Raw genomic sequence first — 18,999 nt, 5'->3', positions numbered from 1 at the left:
GTGTGACAGAAGCCTTCTACGTGCCGTCGGGCGACGGTCTCTTCGTCCCGACCCCGCACACCGCCGGGCCGTGGACCCCGGACGCGCAGCACTTCGGTCCGCCCTCGGCGTTGCTGGTCCGCGCGCTCGAAGAGGTCGAGGCGCCGCACGCGAGCCAGCTGGCGCGGGTGACGATCGAGATCCTCGGGCCCGCGCCGTTGAAGGAGCTGTCGGTGCGGGCCTGGGTGGAACGCCCGGGCCGGTCGGTCGAGTGGCTGGAGGCCGAGCTCTCCCATGGGGAGCGAGTCGTCGCCCGCGCCTCGGCTTGGCGCATCGCGACCTCGGACACGACCTCGGTGGCCACGGCGGAAGGTCCCGCCCTGCCGTCGCCGGAGGGCCTGCCGACGTCGAATTGGCCGGAAGGCTGGCACGGCGGTTACCTCGACGCCGTCGAATGGCGGCGTGTCAGCGGCGCGCTGGACGAACCCGGTCCCGCGACGGTCTGGGGGCGTCAGCGTGTCGTCCTCGTGGACGGGGAGAAACCGAGTGCTCTCCAGCGGCTGTTCGTCTTGGCCGACTCAGGCAACGGGATTTCGAACTTCCTCGACCCGCGCGAGTGGTGGTTCATCAACTCAGAGCTGACAGTGCACCTCCGCCGCCCACCGCTGGGCGACTGGATCGGCGTCGACGCGACCACCCTGGTCGGCCCGAACGGCATCGGCACGGCGACGACCACGCTGCACGACACGTCCGGATCGATCGCGTCCGGGGCGCAGGCGTTGCTGGTGCGCCCGCGACAGGCGGGCTGATAGACGCGCATTCTGAGCCCGTTTCCAATAGCCTTCCCGGAACAACAGACGCAGGGAGCGCTTCGGCATGCAGATCACCTCGGTGGTCAACCAAAAAGGCGGGGTCGGCAAGACCTCACTCAGTGTGGGCGCGTCGGCGGCACTGGCCGAACGCGGCCGCCGGGTGCTGCTGATCGACCTCGACCCACAGGGCCACGCGACCACCGAACTCCTCGGCCTGGACGAGGTGGCGCCGGACATGCCCAGCCTGGCGAAAGCCCTGACCAAGGTGTGGAAGGGGCCGATCGAGGAACTCGCCGTGCGGCATCCGCGCAGCAACCTCGGCCGGGGCGGCGCGTTCGACGTCATCCCGACCTCGCCGGGCATGTTCGACCTGATCCGGCGGCTGGACCAGTTCCGGGTCCCGGGCTGGCAGCTGGCCAGGGTCATCCAGTTCGCGAACTACGACCACGTCATCATCGACTGCCCGCCCGCGCTCGACGTGCTGACCAACAACGCGCTGGCCGCCTCGCACGGGATCCTCGTGCCGGTGCAGCCGGACCGGACGAGCATCCGGGCGCTGCGCCTGCTTTCGGACCAGGTCCGCTACGTCGAACAGACCGTCGGCCGTCCGCCGATCGCCTACTACGGCCTCGTTCCCGGGCTGTACCGCCGCCCGATCTCGCACTACGCGGCGGCCGCGTTGCAGGAGTTGTACACGTTCGGGATCCCGATGCTTTCGCACGTCCCGCTCGGCGTGGTGATGAACGAGGCCGCCGCGCACGGCGTGCCCGTGACGACCTACGCGCCGGAAACCCTGCAGGCACTGTCGTTCCGGGAGATCGCGGAAACGCTGGACGGGTACCTGCAGAACCATCCGGCCCCGGCGATCGTGCCCGCGGACGAGGAGTTCGTCTTCGAGGACTTCATCACCGAGGTCTCGGTGGCGCGCAGCGCCAACGACAACGGCGCCCGGAAGCGGCTCTACGACCTCATGCCCAAGAAGCCGAACCGGCCTCGGTAGCACTTAGCGCTTGCTATGAAAGGCCCGTTACTTGCAAAATTTGCAAGTAACGGGCCTTTCATAGCGTCTGAGACCTAGAGACGGCAGGCCCGGATGTCCGAAGCCAAGACGGCCTTGGCACCGGTCTCGGCGAGTTCGTCCATGATCCGGTTGACCTCCTTGCGCGGCACCATCGCCCGCACGGCCACCCAGTCTTCGTCCGCCAGCGGCGCGACGGTCGGCGACTCGAGGCCCGGCGTGATCGCGATGGCCGCCTCGAGCAGCGAGCGCGGGCAGTCGTAGTCCAGCATCATGTAGTGCTGGGCGAAGACGACACCCTGCAGCCGTGCCTTCAGCTGGTCCTTGGGCCGGGTGTGCTCGGTACCCTCCCGCTGCAGCAGCACCGCTTCCGAGACGCAGATCGGGTCCCCGAAGGCCACGAGGCCATGCTGGCGCAGCGAACGGCCGGACTCGACGACGTCGGCGATGGCGTCGGCCACGCCGAGCTGGATCGAGATCTCGACGGCGCCGTCGAGGCGGATGACCTCCGCCTCCACCCCGTGCTGCTTCAGGTTCTCGCGCACGAGCCGCGGGTACGACGTCGCGAGCCGTTTGCCGTGCAGGTCTTCGGCCCGCCAGTCCCGGCCCGCCGGCGCGGCGTACCGGAATGTGGAACCGCCGAAGCCGAGGCCGAGGATCTCCTCCACCGGAGCGCCGGAGTCGAGCGCGAGGTCGCGACCGGTGATGCCGAGATCCAGCTCGCCGGATCCGACGTAGATCGCGATGTCCTTGGGACGCAGGAAGAAGAACTCGACCTCGTTGACCGTGTCCAGCACGGTCAGATCGCGGGCCTCATGTCGCTTGCGGTAACCGGCCTCTCCGAGCATCTCCGACGCGGCGGCGGCGAGGGCTCCCTTGTTAGGCACGGCGACACGCAACATTGCTTCTCCTTGGTTCTCCGGACGCGAACGCGTCACAGGTACCGGTACACGTCCTCTGTCGACAGTCCACGGCCGAGCATGAGTACCTGCAACCGGTACAGCAGCTGTGAAATCTCCTCCGCGAGCCTCTCGTCGGATTCGTGCTCGGCGGCGATCCACACCTCGCCCGCCTCTTCGAGCACCTTCTTGCCCTGCGCGTGTACACCCGCGTCGAGGGCGGCGACGGTGCCGGAACCGTCGGGGCGCGTGCGGGCGCGGTCGGCAAGCTCGGCGAACAGCTCATCGAAGGTCTTCACAGTCTGGAGATCCTTCCATCCGCGCCCGCGTCGCGCTGCCCCGGGCCGGTGTGATGCCACCGGCGTCACACCTCAGAACAGCGTGGAGCCGCCCCGCTCGAAGTCGAGCAGGAGCCGCTTCCGTTCGACACCACCGCCGTAGCCGGTGAGATCGCCAGTGGAGCCGATCACGCGATGGCACGGCACGATGATGCCGATCGGGTTCTTCCCGTTCGCGAGACCGACCGCGCGGGACGCGGTGGGCCTGCCGAGCCGGTCGGCTAGTTCGCCGTAGGAGACCGTCTCGCCATATGGGATTCCGAGCAGACCCTCCCAGACCATCCGCTGGAATTCGGTGCCGCCGAAGCTCATCGGGAGATCGAAGTCCGTCCGCTGTCCGGCGAAGTACTCCTTGAGCTGTTTCTCGGTCTCCGCGAAGATCGGCGCGCCCGGATCCGGATGGCCGAAAGTCTCCTCGGCCGGGCGATGACGCTGCTGGACCATATAGAGGCCGCAGAGGCTTTCGCCGTCCGCGACCAGGGTCAGCCGGTCGTACGGGCTGTCGATGACGGTGTGCGTGCGCATGATGCTCCTGCTAGGCGGCGGGCAGCCGGTTGATCGGGTGGTCTCCGGTCGCCCAGAGGTGCTGGACGGCGTAGGCGCGCCACGGGCGCCAATGCTCGGCACGCTCGACGAACGCCGCCGGGCCGAGACCGAGGCCCTTCGCGGCGACTTTGACGCCGAGGTCGGTCGGCAGGAAGGCGTCCGGGTCGCCGAGCGAGCGCATCGCGATGCTCTCCACGGTCCACGGTCCGAACCCGGGCAGCGCGTGCAGGCGTTCCCGTGCCCGCTGCCAGTCGCTGCCCGCTCCGAGGTCGAGCTCGCCGCCGTTCAGTTCGGCGACGAGGCCGAGCAGCGTCCGCTTGCGGCTCTGCGGCATCGCGAGGCTTTCCGGGTCGATCTCGGCGAGCGCGATGGGGTCCGGGAAGACGTGGGTGAGGCCGCCTTCCGGATCGTCGACCGGATCGCCGTGTGCGAGGACGAGCCTGGCGGCGTGCGTCCGGGCGGCGGCGGTGGACACCTGCTGGCCCAGCACGGCGCGGACGGCGAACTCGTCGCCATCGACGGTCCTCGGTACCCGCCTGCCTGGCGCGGCCGCCACGAGCGGGCCGAGCAGGCTGTCCGCGGCCAGGGCCTCGTCGACCGCGACGGGGTCCGCGTCGAGGTCGAGCAGGCGGCGGCAGCGGCTGATCGCGGTCGAGAGGTCCCGCAGGTCCGACAGGGTGAGACGGCAGCCGATGTGGCCGTCTTCGGGTTTGAGCGCGACGAGGGCGGGACCGTGCGGCAACCGCAGCGTCCGGCGGTACGCGCCGTCGCGCCATTCCTCGACACCGGGGATCCCGGTCGCGACCAGATGTCCGAAGAGGTTGTCCGGGAACAGCGGCTTCCGGTACGGCAGGCGCAGGTTCAACGTCCCGGGCGCGGTCGCCGGCGCGGTGCGGACCCGGGCCCGCAACTCGGTCGGGGACAGCGCGAAGACCTCGCGGACGGTGTCGTTGAAGGTCCGGACGCTGCCGAACCCGGCGGCGAGGGAGACGTCGATCATCGACAGGCCGGTCGTCTCGATCAGCAGCCGCGCCGTCTGCGCGCGCTGGGCCCTGGCGAGACTGAGCGGGCCCGCGCCGAGTTCGGCGCGCACGTGCCTCTCGACCTGCCGGACGCTGTAGCCGAGCCGGGCGGCCAAACCGGTCACGCCGTCGGTGTCGACGACTCCGTCGGCGATCAACCGCATCGCCCTGGCCACCAGGTCCGCGCGCTCGTTCCACTGCGGCGAACCGGGACTCGCGTCCGGGCGGCACCGTTTGCAGGCGCGGAACCCGGCCTCCTGCGCGGCCGCCGCGCTCGGGTAGAACTTCATGTTCTCCGGTTTGGGCGGGACGACCGGGCAGCTCGCCCGGCAATAGATCTTCGTGGTCCGGACGGCGGTGAAGAACCAGCCGTCGAACCGGTCGTCGTTCGCCTGGACCGCCCGGACGCAACGCTCGAAATCCTCATGCACCCAGCCAGCATCACCGACCGCGTGGCCGGGGTCTAGCGAAAACGCGACATGGCGGTCAGGGCAGGAGGGCGGTCAGCGCGCGCACGTCGAGACCGACGAGCGACGAGCGGAACACACGCCGTTCTCCCGGCTCGACGTCGACGTCGTTCGGGATCACCACCACCGTGCAGCCCGCCGCGGCCGCGGAAGCCGCGCCCGGCGGTGAGTCCTCGATCGCGACGCAGCGGGAAGCCGGTACCCCCAGCAACTCCGCCGCCAGCCGATACGGCCTGGCGTCCGGCTTGTTCAGACCATCGACTTCGTCACCGCAGACGGTGACGGCGAAGTACTCGCGGCCGATGGTGTTGAGGGCGAGTTCGGTCAGCGACCGTTCGGTGGAGGTGACCAGCGCCATCGGCACGCCGTTGGCGCGCAACAGGTCGAGCAGCTCCTGCGCGCCGGGGCGCCACGGGAGGGGACCGTCGAAGAGGTTGGCCGTCCGTTTGCGGATCCACTCCCCCATCTCCGCGATCGACTCGGGGGTGACGGGCTTGGCGCACACTTCGAGCAGGAAAGCGGCCGTTTCGTCCATATTGGACCCGACGAGACTCAGGCGCTGCTCCTCGGTCAGCGTGCCGCCGAGGGTCTCGACGGCCTCGTAGAGGGCGACGTCCCACAGCTTCTCCGAGTCGACCAGCGTGCCGTCCATATCCCACAGCACGGCGGCGAGTCCGTCCCGTGTGGACGGTTCGGTCACGGCTCCCCCTTCACGATCAGATGGCGAACTAACCCGGCGTTCCGGATCCCACGGTAGCCGAGACGGATCCACGCCGACGCCGAGGATCTTGACCGAAATGTCGGCTTACGACGGATTGACGCGGTTCGTCCGAACGCCGGGCGATCGGACATGCTCAACGGCGGACAGCCGTCTGGTCGTAGGCTGGTCCGGTGAGTGAGCCCGTCGACGAGACCCAGCGGCCCGGCCGCGACCACCCGGATGACACCAAGCCGATCATGATCGTCGCCTTCGAAGGATGGAACGACGCAGGTGACGCGGCCAGCCGGGCGGTCGAGCACCTCCAGCTCAACTGGGATGCGACCCCACTGAGCGAGCTGAGTCCGGACGAGTACTACGACTTCCAGGTGAGCAGACCGACCGTGCGCATGGTGGACGGCGTCACCCGAAGGGTCGACTGGCCGACCACCCGGCTCTCGGTCTGCCGCCCGGAAGGCATCAGCCGGGACATCGTGCTGGTCCAGGGGCCCGAACCGAACATGCGCTGGCGCGCCTTCTGCGCCGAACTCCTGGAGCACATCCAGCAGATGGACGTCGCGACCGTGGTCACCCTCGGCGCGCTCCTGGCCGACACCGCGCACACCCGGCCCGTCCCGGTCACCGGGACGGCGTACGACAAGGACACCGCTTCCCAGTTCGGCCTGGAGCTGAACAACTACCAGGGCCCGACCGGCATCGTCGGGGTTCTGCAGGACTACTGCGTGCAGGCCGGCGTCCCGGCGGTGTCGATCTGGGCGGCCGTGCCGCACTACGTCTCGCATCCGCCGTCGCCCAAGGCCACGCTCGCGCTGTTGCACAAGCTCGAGGACGTCCTCGACGTCGAGATCCCGCTCGGTGCCCTTCCCGAGCAGGCCGAGGAGTGGCAGCGGACGGTCACCGAGATGGCCGAAGAGGACGAAGAGATCACCGAGTACGTCCGGGGACTCGAGGAGCGCGGTGACGCGGAGACCGAGTTCACGCTGGACGACGTGAGCGGCGACAAGATCGCGGCCGAGTTCGAGCGGTACCTGCGGCGTCGTCGTCCCGGTCAGGACGGCCCGGGACGGGGCTGACGGCTCTCTTTCGGTCGCGTCGCGCGCTATGAAAGGCCCGTTACTTGCAAATTTTGCAAGTAACGGGCCTTTCATAGCACTCCGCGGCCACCCACGAGGCCGCTAGAAGATGCGCCGCAGCGGAATGGGTCCCCGGGCACGCTTCCGCCACTCACGCGGATAGCCGAGCGAAACCTCCTCGAACCGCACCCCGTCCGCCTCGGTCGAACGCGGGATGTGCAGATGCCCGTAGACGGCGACCTCGGCCCGGAAACGCAGGTGCCAGTCCTCGGTCTCGGTCGTCCCGCACCACAGCGCGAACTCCGGGTAGTACAGCGGCGCGGTCGGGTGGCGGTGCAGCGGCCAGTGCGACATCAGGATCGTCCCGTGGTCCTCCGGGATCGCCTCCAGCCGCTCCGTGCTGATCTTCACCCGGTCGGCGCACCAGGCCTGCCTGCTGGGATACGGGTCGGGGTGCAGGAAGAACTCGTCCGTGCACAGCACGCCGGCCTCGCGCGCCTGCTCGACGGCCGCCAGCAACGGCAGCCCGTCGGCCGAGGGGGTGCGCCAGCTGTAGTCGTACAGCACGAACAGCGGGGCGATCGTCAGCGGCTTTTCCTGGTGCTCCCACACCGGGTACGGGTCCTCCGGGGTGAGCACGTCGATCTCCCGGCAGCGGTCGACCAGGTGCTCGTAGCGCGCCTGGCCCCGCAGCTGACATTCGTCCTTCTGGGTGGTCCACAGTTCGTGGTTGCCGGGCACCCAGACGACCTTCGCGAAGCGTTCCCGCAAGGTCTTGAGCACCCCGATCACGGATTCGGCGCGTTCGGCGACGTCACCGACCACGAGCAGCCAGTCGTCGGGGGTCCGGGGCACGACCTCGTCGACGAGCGGGGCGTTGCCTTCATGGGTGACGTGGAGATCGCTGGTGGCGAAGAGATGCGGCACTCCACCACCGTAGCTTCACTCGGACCGGGGAACCGCCGAAACCGCATCACGGCGTAACCGGCCCGACGCCGCGACCCACAGGACGGTCACCGCCGAAGCGACGTGCAGGCCCGCCTGGACGTTCAGCAGCACGCCGGTGCCCAGCACGCTCACCAGCCCGCCCGCCAGCAGCGCGCCCAGCGCGGTGAACCCGGCCGTCGCGGCGAACATGGTGCTCAGCACGCGGCCGGACCGCTCAGGGGACGCGGTCGTCTGGACCAGCGAGAGCAGACCGGATCCGGCCAGCACCCCGGGAGCGCCGACAAGCCCGAAGAGTCCGATGAAGACCCCCAGCGACGCGGTCAGCGCCGGCAGGTTCCAGATGACCGCCGAGAGAAGACCGAGCGCGAGTCCTCCCCAGCCGAGCAAAGCGGCGGGCGCGACCTTGCGGGCGACGGTGGCGACGGCGAATCCCGCGGCCAGCCCACCGAGCGCTTGCACCCCGCGAAGCAGGCCGACGTCGCCTTCGGTGCCGTTGAGGATGTCGAGCACGAAGACCACGAACAGCACCAGGAACATCCCCTGCGCCAGGGACGTCAGCACCACGACGACCCCGGCGAGGCGGAGCCGCCCTTCGCGGCCGATCTCGCGAAGCCCGTCGAGCCAGGCTCTCAGCACCGGCTCGTGCGGTCCCGCCTCCTTGGGCGCGGCGACCCGCCGGAACGGGCGCGCCAGGAGGGCCGAGCCGACCACCAGCACGCCGAGATAGGCCACCACGACCCAGCCCAGGCCACCGAAACCGAGCAGGAGGCCGCCCGCCCAGCCTCCGGCGAGACGCGCGACGCTGCCGTTGATGCTCATGAGGCCGTTGGCGCCGATCAGCTCGTCCGGCGCGACCAGCTCCGGCACGAGCGCGTTGCGGGCGGGCTCGAACAGCGAAGCCAGGCCCGCCTGCGCGGCCATGACCCCGTAGATCACGAACACCGGCCCGCCGGACGCGACGAACAGCAGTGGCAACGCGACGAACGCCTGCCCCGCGCACACCACGCACAGCACCAGCCGCCGGTTCCAGCGGTCCGCGATCACCCCGGCGACCGGGCTGAGGAGGACCGCGGGCAGCAGGCCGAGCACGATGCTCAACGCCGTAGTGGCCGCGGAACCGGTCGCCTGGAAGACGAACACCGGCAGCGCGATCTGCAGCATCCACTCGGCGGTCTCGGAGAAGAAGGCCGCGGTCCACAACCGCGCGAAGGCGGGTTCTCTCAACGGTTTCATGCGCTCGGCTTCCCCTCTGCGTCGATCCGCAGGAACGCCCGCAGTCCCAAGTGGACGGGCAGGGCTTCCCCAGGAGCGTCTTCGCGGATCGTGCTGACGTAAGGCCGCACGAGCGCGTCGATCCCCCGGACCAGCTCGTCCAGCTCGGCCGCGGTCACCCGCAGCGAGTACGTGTTGATCCCGGACGCGTCCTGCCATTCCTTGTCGAGCTGGTCGGCGGCGTCGAAATAGCGCTCGATCAGCTCCTTCTCCCGCGCCAGCGCGGTTCCCACGACCGCCAGCTGTGCCCCGCGCAGTTCCGGATCGTCGCCGAACTCGATGCCGACCTGGCAAGCACGCCACGGCCGCTCTCGCCCGTCCTCCCCCTCGACCCGCTCCACGAGACCATGCAGGGCCAGCTGACGCAGGTGCCAGCTGCAGTTCGACGCGGTCGAGCCCACCGCCGCCGCGCACTCGCTCGCGGTCCTCGGACCGACCGCCATCAGATGGTCCACCAGCGCGGAACGCAGCGGATGCGCCAGCGCCCGCATCAGCTCGACGTCTTCGATCCGCTTGCGCGGCGGCAACCCGGCCATCGTCCCGATCCAATCTGAAAGAATTCTTTCGAAAGTTCTCTTTCAGAGTTGCAGGTGGCGTCGAAGATGTCAATCGGCTCTCGATACCCTTGCCACGACAGCTGCTGCACATATCAGTAACTGCACAAGTCAACTACTGCACCGGGAACACGCATGCCTGACCAGCGAGAACTCGCCACCGCCGCGGCCTTGGAGATCCCCCGGTTCGTCAGCGCGACCGTCCTGTTCCACACGGCCATGGCGGACCGGCTCGGGATCAGCGCCACCGAACTGCACGGACTCCAGCTGGTCATCAGCGGCACCGCGACCTCCCCGACCCGGCTGGCGCGGGCGCTCGGCATGACCACCGGCGCGGTGACCCGGATGCTCGATCGCATGGAGGCGCGGGATCTGGTCGAGCGGGTCCCGGATCCGGCCGACCGCCGCCGTCTCCTGATCCGCCCGCTGCCGGACCGGCTCGGCGAGGTCTCCGACCTGTACTCCCCCATGGCCCGGTTCTTCGGCGACCGCCTCGGCCGCCTGGACCGGCGCCAGCTCGCCGCACTGCTCGGCGTCATGACCGAGGGGCGCGCCTTCGCCGAACAAGAAGCCACCCGGCTGCGATCCGGGTCCCCCGAAATTGGGGGTTGACTAACGCTACACCCGTTGCGTTAGACTCTTCGCATCATGGACAACTGACATCGCACCTTCCCCGTTCCGAGGCGGCTTCGGTCGAGCGCAGCTCCCGTAAGCGACGAGGCCCGGCGGGGATTCCCCATGTCCGAAGAAACGCGGTGATGTCGTATGTCTCTTTCCCTGATCGCCAAGGACCTCGTCCACTCTTACGGCGCCCGTGTCGTGCTCGACGGCGTGAACCTGATCGCTTCGGCCGGGCAGCGGCTCGGACTGGTCGGCGAGAACGGCGTCGGCAAGTCCACGCTCCTGCGGCTGCTGGCGGGGGTCGAAGAGCCCGACGCCGGCGAGGTACAGCGCGGCGACGACCTCGGATTCCTCTTGCAGGAACTGCCTTTCCCGCTGACAGCGCGGTTCTCCGACGTCATCGACGACGCGCTCGCCGAGATCCGGCACGCGTCGGCAAGGCTCGACGAACTGACCGAAGCGCTCACCGAGCGCCCGGACGACCCGGCGGTGCTCGACGAGTACGGCACCGCGCTCGAATGGGCCCAGGCGCACGATCTCTGGGACGCCGACCGGCGGGCCGAGGTGGTGTGCGCGGGCCTGGGGCTCGCCGGGATCGACCCGGCGCGGGAGCTGGGCACGCTTTCGGGCGGGCAGCGGTCGCGACTCGGCCTCGCCGCGTTGCTGATCCGGCGGCCGGGCACGCTGATCCTGGACGAGCCGACGAACCATCTCGACGACGCCGCGATGGAGTTCCTGGAGCACCATCTCGCTTCACTGACCGGTGTCCTCGTGCTGTCGTCACACGATCGCGTGTTCCTCGACGCGGTGTGCACCGACATCGTCGACCTCGACCCGGCGCTGGGCGGCCCGACCCGGTACGGCGGCACGTATTCCGACTACCTGGACCAGAAACGGGCCGAACGGGCGCGCTGGGAACAGCGCTACGCCGAGGAGCAGGACGAACTCAAGGAACTGCGCGAATCGGTGGCCGTCACCGCGCGCAACGTCGCGCACAACCGGCCGCAGCGCGACAACGCCAAGATGCTCTACGACTTCAAGACCGGGAGGGTGCAGAAGCAGATCTCACGCCGGGTCCGCAACGCGCAACTGCGGCTGGACGAACTGGAACGCGACCAAGTGCGGAAACCACCCGCGCCCCTGCGGTTCCAGGGCGGGCTGACCGGCGAACCCGGTGAGGACAAGACGGCGATTTCGGTACGGGACCTCGAGATCGCCGGGCGGCTGTGCCTGGCGACCCTCGACATCACGACGACGTCGAGGCTCCTGATCACCGGCGGGAACGGTGCCGGGAAGTCGACGCTGCTGTCCGTCCTCGCCGGCTCGCTGACGCCGGACTCCGGGACCGTCCTTTCCGGACGCGGGGTGCGGATCGGCCTGCTGGCACAGGATGTCGCGTTCGCCGAACCGGAGAAGACCGCCCAGCGGACCTACGCCGAAGCTCTCGGCGAGGGCGCTCCACCGTTGCGCGGCCTCGGCCTGCTGGCTCCGCGTGATCTCGGGACCCGGGTCGGCGCGCTGTCGGTCGGGCAACGGCGGCGGCTCGCGCTGGCGTTGCTGATCGCCGATCCGCCGGAGGTCCTCCTGCTGGACGAGCCGACGAACCACATCTCGCTCACCTTGGCCGAGGAGTTGTTCGCCGCGCTCGACTCGGCGCCCGGCGCCGTCGTCATCGCTTCCCATGATCGGTGGCTGCGACGGGACTGGGTGGGCGACCACCTCCGGCTGGAAGCCGGTCACGTCGCCGTGTAGGGCGTTATACGGGTGTCATGAAAGGGGCTTTCAGGACGAAATTCGTCCTGAAAGCCCCTTTCATGACGTTTCTCAGAGCTCGATGCCGAGCAGCGCGTCGACGGCGTTCCGGATCAGCCCGGGCGCCGCCGGGTCGGTACCCGAGCGGTTCAGCGCCTGCTCCACCCAGGCATCGACGGCCGCGAGCGCCTTGGGCGTGTCGAGGTCGTCGGTGAGGTGGTCGCGCAGGCGCGCGACGGTGTCCTCGGCGGCCGGGCCGGTGCCGAGCGAGACGGCGTCGCGCCAGCGCCCGAGGCGGTCCGCGGCGTCCGCGTGCAACTGCGCGGTCCACGGCCGGTCCTCGCGGTAGTGGCCGGCGAACAGCGCGAGCCGGATGATGCCCGGGTCGACCTTGTCGGCACGCAGCCGGGAGACGAACACGAGGTTCCCGCGCGACTTCGACATCTTCTCGCCGTCGAGGCCGATCATCCCGGCGTGCACGTAGTGCCGCGCGAACGGCCGGTCCCCCGCGACGGCCTCCGCGTGCGCGGCGCTGTACTCGTGGTGCGGGAAGATCAGGTCCGAGCCGCCGCCCTGGACGTCGAAGCCGAGACCGAGCCGGTTGACCGCGATCGCGCTGCACTCGATGTGCCAGCCCGGCCGCCCCGCGCCCAGTTCGGACTCCCACGACGGCTCGCCGGGCCGCGCCATCCGCCACAGCAGCGCGTCGAGCGGGTGCTGCTTGCCCGGCCGGTCCGGGTCGCCGCCGCGTTCGGCGAAGAACTTCGCCATGGTCTCGGCGTCGTAGTTCGACTCGGACCCGAAATGCCCGGTCGCGTTGTGGTCGAAGTAGATGTCCGGGTAGTCCGCGTCGTCGGCGCGGTACGCGCTGCCGTTCGCCAGCAGCTTGGCGATGACCTCGACGATCTCCGGGATGCTCTCCACGGCGCCGACGAACTGCCGCGGCGGCAGCACCCGCAGCGCGGTCATGTCCTCGCGGAACAACGCCGTCTCGCGCATGCCGAGGACGACCCAGTCGTCCTTGTCGCGCTCGGCCCGCTCCAGCAGGGGCTCGTCGATGTCCGTGACGTTCTGCACGTAGTGGACGTCGTGCCCGGCGTCGCGCCACAGGCGGTTCACCAGGTCGAATGTCAGATACGTGGCGGCGTGCCCCAGATGGGTGGCGTCGTACGGCGTGATGCCGCAGACGTACATCCGGGCGGTGGACCCGGGCGCCGTGGGGCGGATCTGCCCCGTCGCGGTGTCGTGGAGCCGCAGCGGACGGGGGGTGCCGGGGATACGGGGCACGTCGACCGATGACCAAGTCTGCATACCCCGACTGTAAGCGGAGCCGCCGCGCCGTTCCCGTCCGGTGGGAGCCGGACACGGCCGGAGTAACCGAACTCGCCCGTTCAGGACCGGCCCGCGTTGGCGTCGACCGCGTCCCGGATGTACTCCCCCAGGCCCGGCCGCTGGTCCGGCTCACGCACCAGGAAGCCGAGCTGGACCGGGTCGGTCGCGTACATCCCGGCGATCTCGCGGTGCAGCGCGTGACCGCACTCGCCCATGAACGCGGCCAGCAACAGGCGGTGCTCCTCGGCGAGATCCATCGCCGCGGCGCTGTCCGCGGGCGCGCCGGAGTCGACGACGTCGAGCAGACGGCGGACCCAGTCCCGCCGGACCTTCTCCGCCTCGATCCACTCCTCCTTGGACAGTGGCCTGGCCGCCGCCCGCCACTGCGGGGTCTCGCCCCACCGGCGGACGGCCTCCTCCGCGTACCCCTCCGGTTCGCGGTACTCGCCGAAGACCTCGAACCGCTCCTCCGGCGTCAGCGCGGCGCCGACCTGCTTGGCCTCGATCACCCGGTCGACGGAGTCGACCATCCGGGTCAGCTCACCGATCCGCTCCACGAGCAGCACGCGCTGACGCCGCAGGTGCTCCAGCGCGTCCACGTCCGGGTCCTCGATGACCTTCGCGATCGTTTCCAGCCCGAACCCGAGTTCGCGGTAGAACAGGACGCGCTGCAAGCGGTCGAGGTCGTCTTCGCTGTAGCTGCGGTAGCCCGCGGCCGTCCGCCCGCTCGGTGACAGCAGGCCGATCTCGTCGTAGTGGTGCAGCGTGCGCACGGTGATCCCCGACAGCGCCGCGACCTTCCCCACCGGATACCCCATCGGCCCAGCGTAGGTGGACGCCATCCCGGACCGCGCGTAGAAACGAAGGATGGGGACAGCTGGAACCACCGTGCCGGCCGCACTTCCGCCCGGGCCCCGGCTGCCCGGCCTAGTCCAGACGCTCGTCGTCGGCAATCTCCGGCATCAGGTGCTCCCGCTGCTCAAGCGCCGCTACGGACCCGTCGTCCGGATGAGGTTCATGCCTCATCGCGACATCGTCATGCTCACGGATCTCGAGGACATCAAGACCGTGTTCTCCGGACCGGTCGCCACCTTCCACGGGGGCGAGGGCAACATCGTCCTGAAGCCGCTGATGGGCGAGCACTCCGTCCTGGTCACCGACGAGGACCTGCACCTGCGCGCGCGGAAGCTGCTGATGCCCGCGTTCAACGGCGCGGCCCTGCGCGGCTACCGCGACATGATCACCGAGCTGACCAGGGCCGAACTCGACCGCTGGCCGGAGAACCGGGCGTTCGGCGCGCACGACCGGATGCGCGCGCTGACCCTGGAGATCATCCTGCGGGTGGTGTTCGGCGTCGCCGAAGGACCACGGCTCGACGAACTGCGACGGCTGATCAAGCATCTGGTCGAACTCGGGCTGATCCACCTGATCGGCTGGCAGACCCCTCGCCTGCAGCGCTACCGCCCCTGGCGCACCTACGCCGAACGCCAGGCGCGGGTCGACGAGCTGCTCTACGCCGAGATCTCCGAGCGACGCCGGGCCACCGACCTCGACCAGCGCACGGACGTTCTGTCCCGCCTCATCACCGTGCCCGGCGACGGGGACGAACTGACCGATGTGGAACTCCGTGACCAGCTGGTCACCCTGCTGCTCGCGGGCCACGAGACCACCGCGACCGCGCTCGCCTGGGCACTGCACGAGCTTTCCCGTGACCCCGCGCAGGCCGCGTTCACCACGCGCGCGGCGGACGACGGCGACGAGAAGGCACTCGAAGCGGTGATCAAGGAGGCGATGCGGCTGCGCCCGGTGGTCGGCGAGGTCGTCAGGCGGCTGACCGAGGACGTCGAGATCGGCGGCTACCGGATCCCGGCGGGGTTCGACGTCATGCCGTCGATCATCGTCGTCCACGGCGAGGACGAGCACCATCCCGACGCGAAGGTCTTCCGGCCGCAGCGATTCCTCGAGGGTTCGCCGCCCACCGGTAGCTGGCTGCCGTTCGGCGGCGGCGCGCGACGGTGTCTCGGCGCGGGGTTCTCCCTGATGGAGGCCACGATCGTGCTGCGGGAGCTGTTCGGCCGGTTCACCGTCGCCCCGGAACACGCACGCCCGGAACGGACCCGGTCGCGGCCGATCACCCTGGAACCGGCGCGGGGCGCCAGGATCAAGGTGACCGGCCGCTGAGCTACCGCTTCCTGGTCCGCAGGTAGTCGCCGACCACCGCGGCGCCGAGCCCGTCGAGGTCGGGAGCGACGACCCGGCCGCCGGAGCGGCGCGCGATGAGGTCGACGAACTCCGTCAGCCGCGGATCGTCCCCCAGCCGGAACACGGTGACCGACGCGCCCAGTTTCGCCATCCGGTCCACTTCGGACAGTGTCTTGAGCAGTGTCCTCGGCTGGGGCGGGTAGTCGAATTCCGCCGTTCCGTCGGGTTCCAGGTGCGCCGTCGGCTCGCCGTCGGTGACCATCAGGACCACCGGCTGCGCGTCGGGATGCCGCCGCAGATGCCGTCCGGCGAGCAGCAGGGCGTGATGGGCGTTGGTGCCCTGCTCCCAGGCGCCCTCCAGGCCGACCAGCTCGGCCAGTTCGACCGACGTGGCGTAGCGGCCGAAGGTGATCAGCTGGAGCGCGTCGTTGCGGAACCGGGTGCTGATCAGCTGGTGCAACGCGAGCGCCGTCCGCTTCATCGGCAGCCAGCGGCCCTCCTGCACCATCGACCACGAGGTGTCCACGAGCAGCGCGACCGCCGCGCGCGACCGGTGCTCGGTCTCGATCACCTCGACGTCGGAGACGTCCATCCGGACGGACCGTTCGCCCACCGAGACCGAGCGCAGTACCGCGTTGCGGACCGTCCTGGAGACGTCCCACGGCTGCATGTCCCCGAACCGCCACGGCCTGGTCGCGCCGGTCGGCTCGCCCGCCGCGCCCGCCGATTCGGTCTCCCGCTGACCCGCCTTGCCGCGCAACGCGGCCACGACGTCGGCGAGCGCCGTCTCCCCCAGCCGTCGCAAAGCCTTGGGAGACAGCCGGAGCGTGCCGTCGGGCGCGCGTTCGAAGAGACCTTGCCGCCGCAGTTCGCGTTCCAGCTCGGACAGCCGCCGCGCGTCGACTCCGGCGTCCGGTCCGAGCTGGCGTTCGAGGGCGTCGACGTCGATGTCCTCGAGCCTCGCGCCGGGGTAGGACTGGCCGAGCTGTTCGGCCAGCGCGTCCAGTTCGGCGAGGTCGGACATCGCCCGGGCGCCCTCGCCGAGACCGAGTGGATCGTTGCCCCGGAAGCGTTCCGACGACGTCCAGTCCTCGCCGGGCCGCAGTGCCTTCAGCTGGGAATCCAAAGTGGACAGCTGCTGCGCGAGCCGGGGATCGCCGAACGCCTGCTGTGACAACTCGGCCAGTTCGGCGCGCTGCTCCGGCGTCATCGAGTTGAGCATCCGCTGCGCGGCCGCGGCGCGAGCGGCGAGGACGTCGATCAGTTCCTCGACGCTCTTCGGGTTCTCCGGGAAGAACTCACCGTGCTCGCGCATGAACTCCGCGAACCGCTCGGGGACGTCCTCACGACCCTGCGCGTGCGCGGCCAGCAGGCCGTTGAGGTCGGCGAGCATCCGGTTGGCGCGCTCGACGTCCTCCGGCCCGGCGTTCTGGAGTGCTTCCTTCATCCCCTCGAAGCGGGAATCCAGCAGCTCACGCCCGAGCAGGTCGCGGATCTTCCCGTAGTTCTCCCGGCCCTGCCGAGAGCGCCAGTCGTACTGGCCGAGTTCGCGGACGGCCGCCGCCGTTCCCGGCGGAAGCGCGTCCAGCTGCGCCTCGCGGAAGCGGGCGTCGTCGTCCGGGTCGGGGAACAGCTCGCGCCGCTCGGCCTCCAGCGCCTCGTCCAGCAGCCGCTGGACCTCCTGGAGCGTGCCGTCCAGCCGGTGCCGCCGCTGGATCTCCGACCGCCGCTGCCAGAGCCGCCTGGTCAGCTCGTCCAAACCGGCGGTGCGCGGGGTGCCGCGCCGCAACAGTTCTTCCAGCGCGGACCGGGGCGAGGCGCCCGCCATGACGTCCCGGCCGATCTCGTCGAGCGCGTCCCGCAGGTCGGCGGGCGGCGCCAGCGGATCCGGGCCGTCGTGCCACGGCCCGTACGAATACCCCTCCGGGACGGTGCTCATCGGCCGTAGACGGTCGTCGTGTCGTCCGAATCCTTGGCGAGTTTCCTCGACAGGAACAGGGATTCCAGCGCCAGTTCGACCGCGGCCGCGATCCGGCCCGCCGGTTCGTCCGGGCCGACGCCCGCCCGCGCGGCGACGTCGTGGAGCACCGGAAGTTCGGGCAAGGCGGCTAGGACGTCCTTGCCGGGCACGCGTTCCCCGGTGGCCACCAGATGCCCGTTCTCGACGGCGTCGGCCAGCGGCACGAGATCCAGTCCGGCGAACCGCGCGCGGGCCGTCTCCGCGACCGCCCGGCGCAGCAGGTGCACGAGGTGCTCGGTCTCGCGTCCCTCCTCCCCCGGCTCGAACTCGAGCTTGCCGCGCAGCACGGCGGGCACCGCGTCGAGGTCGACCGGACGCGCCACGGCGGGCTCCTCACCGGTGAGCGCGGACCGGCGCAGCGCCGCCGCGCCCACGGTTTCCGCCGCCGCGACGGCGAACCGGGCCGAGACACCGGACCGCTGGTCGATGGCGGGCGATTCGCGCAGGTTCCGCACGAACCGGGCGAGCACCTCCAGCAGCGGCTCGCCGACCTCGGCGACCAGATGCGCCTCCTGCCGCACGACCGCGATCTCGGACTCGACGTCGAGCGGGTAGTGCGTCCGGATCTCCGCGCCGAACCGGTCCTTGAGCGGGGTGATGATGCGGCCCCGGTTGGTGTAGTCCTCCGGGTTGGCCGTCGAAACCAGCAGCACGTCCAGCGGCAGGCGCAGGGTGTACCCGCGGACCTGGATGTCGCGTTCCTCCATCACGTTCAGCAGCGCGACCTGGATGCGCTCGGCGAGGTCGGGCAGCTCGTTGATCGCCACGATGCCGCGGTGGGCGCGCGGGACGAGTCCGAAGTGGATGGTCTCGGGGTCGCCGAGGCTGCGGCCTTCGGCGACCTTCACCGGGTCGACGTCGCCGATCAGGTCACCGACCGAGGTGTCCGGGGTGGCCAGCTTTTCCGTGTAGCGCTCGTCGCGGTGGCGCCAGGTCACCGGCAGGGCGTCGCCGAGTTCGGCGGCACGGCGGCGCGATGCCGGGGTGATCGGGTCGAGCGGGTGTTCGGCCAGTTCGGCGCCCTCGATGACGGGCGTCCACTCGTCGAGGAGTCCCGCGAGGGTGCGCAGCAGCCGGGTCTTGCCCTGGCCGCGTTCACCGAGGAGGACGACGTCGTGCCCGGCCAGCAGCGCGCGCTCCAGCTGGGGCAGCACAGTGCGCGAGAACCCGACGATCCCGGGCCACGGGTCTTCCCCGGCGCGGAGCTTGGCGAGAAGGTTGTCGTGCAGTTCTTGTTTGATCGAACGCGGCAGGTGGCCGGCCGCGCGAAGGTCCCCGGCGGTCCGGGGCAGATTTGCGGGAACATCGTTCACCCGTTCGACGCTACGTCGCGATCATGGCCCCTGTCGACGTGAAGCAACTCCAGCTCTGGATCAACCGAACGGTTGAGGGAACCTCAAGAGGTCGGTTGATGTGGGAGCGGGCG

At 70.1% G+C, this 18,999-nt stretch carries 18 protein-coding genes; 6 read left to right on the top strand and 12 right to left on the bottom strand.

Translation table 11 applies throughout. The features are described from left to right. The first annotated feature begins 2 nt into the window (after positions 1-2). A complete protein-coding gene (locus ACLJPX_RS04710; protein WP_410598885.1) occupies positions 3-788 on the top strand; it encodes a thioesterase family protein in 786 nt (261 codons plus the stop codon). Positions 789-855: 67 nt separating this feature from the next. Beyond that, positions 856-1,791, top strand: coding sequence for a ParA family protein (locus tag ACLJPX_RS04705; RefSeq protein WP_410598884.1), 936 nt, complete (start codon positions 856-858; stop codon positions 1,789-1,791). Positions 1,792-1,865: 74 nt separating this feature from the next. On the opposite strand, the gene hisG is transcribed toward ACLJPX_RS04705, so the two are convergent. The 5 genes from hisG to ACLJPX_RS04680 all read right to left on the bottom strand — a co-directional run bounded on the left by hisG (position 1,866) and on the right by ACLJPX_RS04680 (position 5,781). Next, positions 1,866-2,711, bottom strand: a complete 846-nt coding sequence (gene hisG, locus ACLJPX_RS04700) for an ATP phosphoribosyltransferase (RefSeq protein WP_101607666.1) — start codon at positions 2,709-2,711, stop codon at positions 1,866-1,868. Between the two features lie 32 nt (positions 2,712-2,743). Next, the gene (locus tag ACLJPX_RS04695) at positions 2,744-3,007 is read right to left on the bottom strand and encodes a phosphoribosyl-ATP diphosphatase (protein ID WP_101607665.1); all 264 of its coding nucleotides are present in this window, start codon (positions 3,005-3,007) and stop codon (positions 2,744-2,746) included. A 72-nt stretch (positions 3,008-3,079) separates the two neighbouring features. Then, complete coding sequence (locus ACLJPX_RS04690; protein WP_410598883.1) at positions 3,080-3,571, bottom strand: methylated-DNA--[protein]-cysteine S-methyltransferase; 492 nt, start codon at positions 3,569-3,571, stop codon at positions 3,080-3,082. A gap of 10 nt (positions 3,572-3,581) precedes the next feature. Next, a complete protein-coding gene (locus ACLJPX_RS04685; protein ID WP_410598882.1) occupies positions 3,582-5,045 on the bottom strand; it encodes a DNA-3-methyladenine glycosylase 2 family protein in 1,464 nt (487 codons plus the stop codon). Positions 5,046-5,100: 55 nt separating this feature from the next. Next, entirely contained in the window at positions 5,101-5,781 is a 681-nt protein-coding gene (locus tag ACLJPX_RS04680; RefSeq protein ID WP_101607662.1) for an HAD family hydrolase, read from the bottom strand. A gap of 191 nt (positions 5,782-5,972) precedes the next feature. Between ACLJPX_RS04680 and ACLJPX_RS04675 the strand changes: the two genes are divergently transcribed. Next, positions 5,973-6,872 (top strand): PAC2 family protein, encoded by a 900-nt coding sequence (locus ACLJPX_RS04675; RefSeq protein WP_101607661.1) that lies wholly within the window; start codon positions 5,973-5,975, stop codon positions 6,870-6,872. A gap of 102 nt (positions 6,873-6,974) precedes the next feature. Here ACLJPX_RS04675 and ACLJPX_RS04670 read toward each other — a convergent pair whose 3' ends face one another. From ACLJPX_RS04670 to ACLJPX_RS04660, 3 genes are read right to left on the bottom strand one after another with little or no spacing between them, the layout of a single operon-like run. Beyond that, entirely contained in the window at positions 6,975-7,799 is an 825-nt protein-coding gene (locus tag ACLJPX_RS04670) for a metallophosphoesterase family protein (RefSeq protein WP_410598881.1), read from the bottom strand. 15 nt (positions 7,800-7,814) lie between these two features. After that, a complete protein-coding gene (locus tag ACLJPX_RS04665; protein WP_410598880.1) occupies positions 7,815-9,053 on the bottom strand; it encodes an MFS transporter in 1,239 nt (412 codons plus the stop codon). Continuing rightward, positions 9,050-9,628, bottom strand: coding sequence for an ArsR/SmtB family transcription factor (locus ACLJPX_RS04660; protein ID WP_410598879.1), 579 nt, complete (start codon positions 9,626-9,628; stop codon positions 9,050-9,052). Before ACLJPX_RS04660 ends, ACLJPX_RS04665 begins: the two co-directional genes overlap by 4 nt. Positions 9,629-9,781: 153 nt before the next feature. Between ACLJPX_RS04660 and ACLJPX_RS04655 the strand changes: the two genes are divergently transcribed. Together ACLJPX_RS04655 and ACLJPX_RS04650 are read left to right on the top strand one after the other, a co-directional pair. Further along, positions 9,782-10,258 carry a MarR family winged helix-turn-helix transcriptional regulator gene (locus ACLJPX_RS04655; protein WP_410598878.1) on the top strand — a complete coding sequence of 159 codons (477 nt, stop codon included), beginning with the start codon at positions 9,782-9,784 and terminating at the stop codon, positions 10,256-10,258. Positions 10,259-10,411: 153 nt separating this feature from the next. Continuing rightward, the gene (locus ACLJPX_RS04650) at positions 10,412-12,019 is read left to right on the top strand and encodes an ABC-F family ATP-binding cassette domain-containing protein (RefSeq protein ID WP_410598877.1); all 1,608 of its coding nucleotides are present in this window, start codon (positions 10,412-10,414) and stop codon (positions 12,017-12,019) included. A gap of 72 nt (positions 12,020-12,091) precedes the next feature. Here the strand turns inward: ACLJPX_RS04650 and mshC are convergent, their stop codons facing one another. Beyond that, positions 12,092-13,330, bottom strand: a complete 1,239-nt coding sequence (gene mshC / locus ACLJPX_RS04645) for a cysteine--1-D-myo-inosityl 2-amino-2-deoxy-alpha-D-glucopyranoside ligase (RefSeq protein WP_101607655.1) — start codon at positions 13,328-13,330, stop codon at positions 12,092-12,094. An 80-nt stretch (positions 13,331-13,410) separates the two neighbouring features. After that, positions 13,411-14,169: a MerR family transcriptional regulator gene (locus ACLJPX_RS04640; RefSeq protein WP_410598876.1), complete on the bottom strand. Its 759-nt coding sequence runs from the start codon at positions 14,167-14,169 to the stop codon at positions 13,411-13,413. A gap of 49 nt (positions 14,170-14,218) precedes the next feature. On the opposite strand from ACLJPX_RS04640, the gene ACLJPX_RS04635 reads away from it, so the two are divergent. After that, complete coding sequence (locus ACLJPX_RS04635) at positions 14,219-15,532, top strand: cytochrome P450 (RefSeq protein ID WP_410598875.1); 1,314 nt, start codon at positions 14,219-14,221, stop codon at positions 15,530-15,532. A gap of 1 nt (position 15,533) precedes the next feature. Here ACLJPX_RS04635 and ACLJPX_RS04630 read toward each other — a convergent pair whose 3' ends face one another. Beyond that, on the bottom strand, positions 15,534-17,492 hold the full coding sequence (locus ACLJPX_RS04630; RefSeq protein ID WP_410598874.1) for a vWA domain-containing protein: 1,959 nt from the start codon (positions 17,490-17,492) through the stop codon (positions 15,534-15,536). Then, on the bottom strand, positions 17,489-18,886 hold the full coding sequence (locus ACLJPX_RS04625; protein WP_410598873.1) for a sigma 54-interacting transcriptional regulator: 1,398 nt from the start codon (positions 18,884-18,886) through the stop codon (positions 17,489-17,491). The genes ACLJPX_RS04630 and ACLJPX_RS04625 overlap by 4 nt, the downstream gene beginning before the upstream one ends. Positions 18,887-18,999 lie beyond the last annotated feature (113 nt).

Source organism: Amycolatopsis sp. lyj-90 (assembly GCF_046549035.1).
Lineage (GTDB): Bacteria > Actinomycetota > Actinomycetes > Mycobacteriales > Pseudonocardiaceae > Amycolatopsis.
Note: the sequence above shows the minus strand (reverse complement) of the source record. Positions and strands in the feature narration are given on the sequence as shown.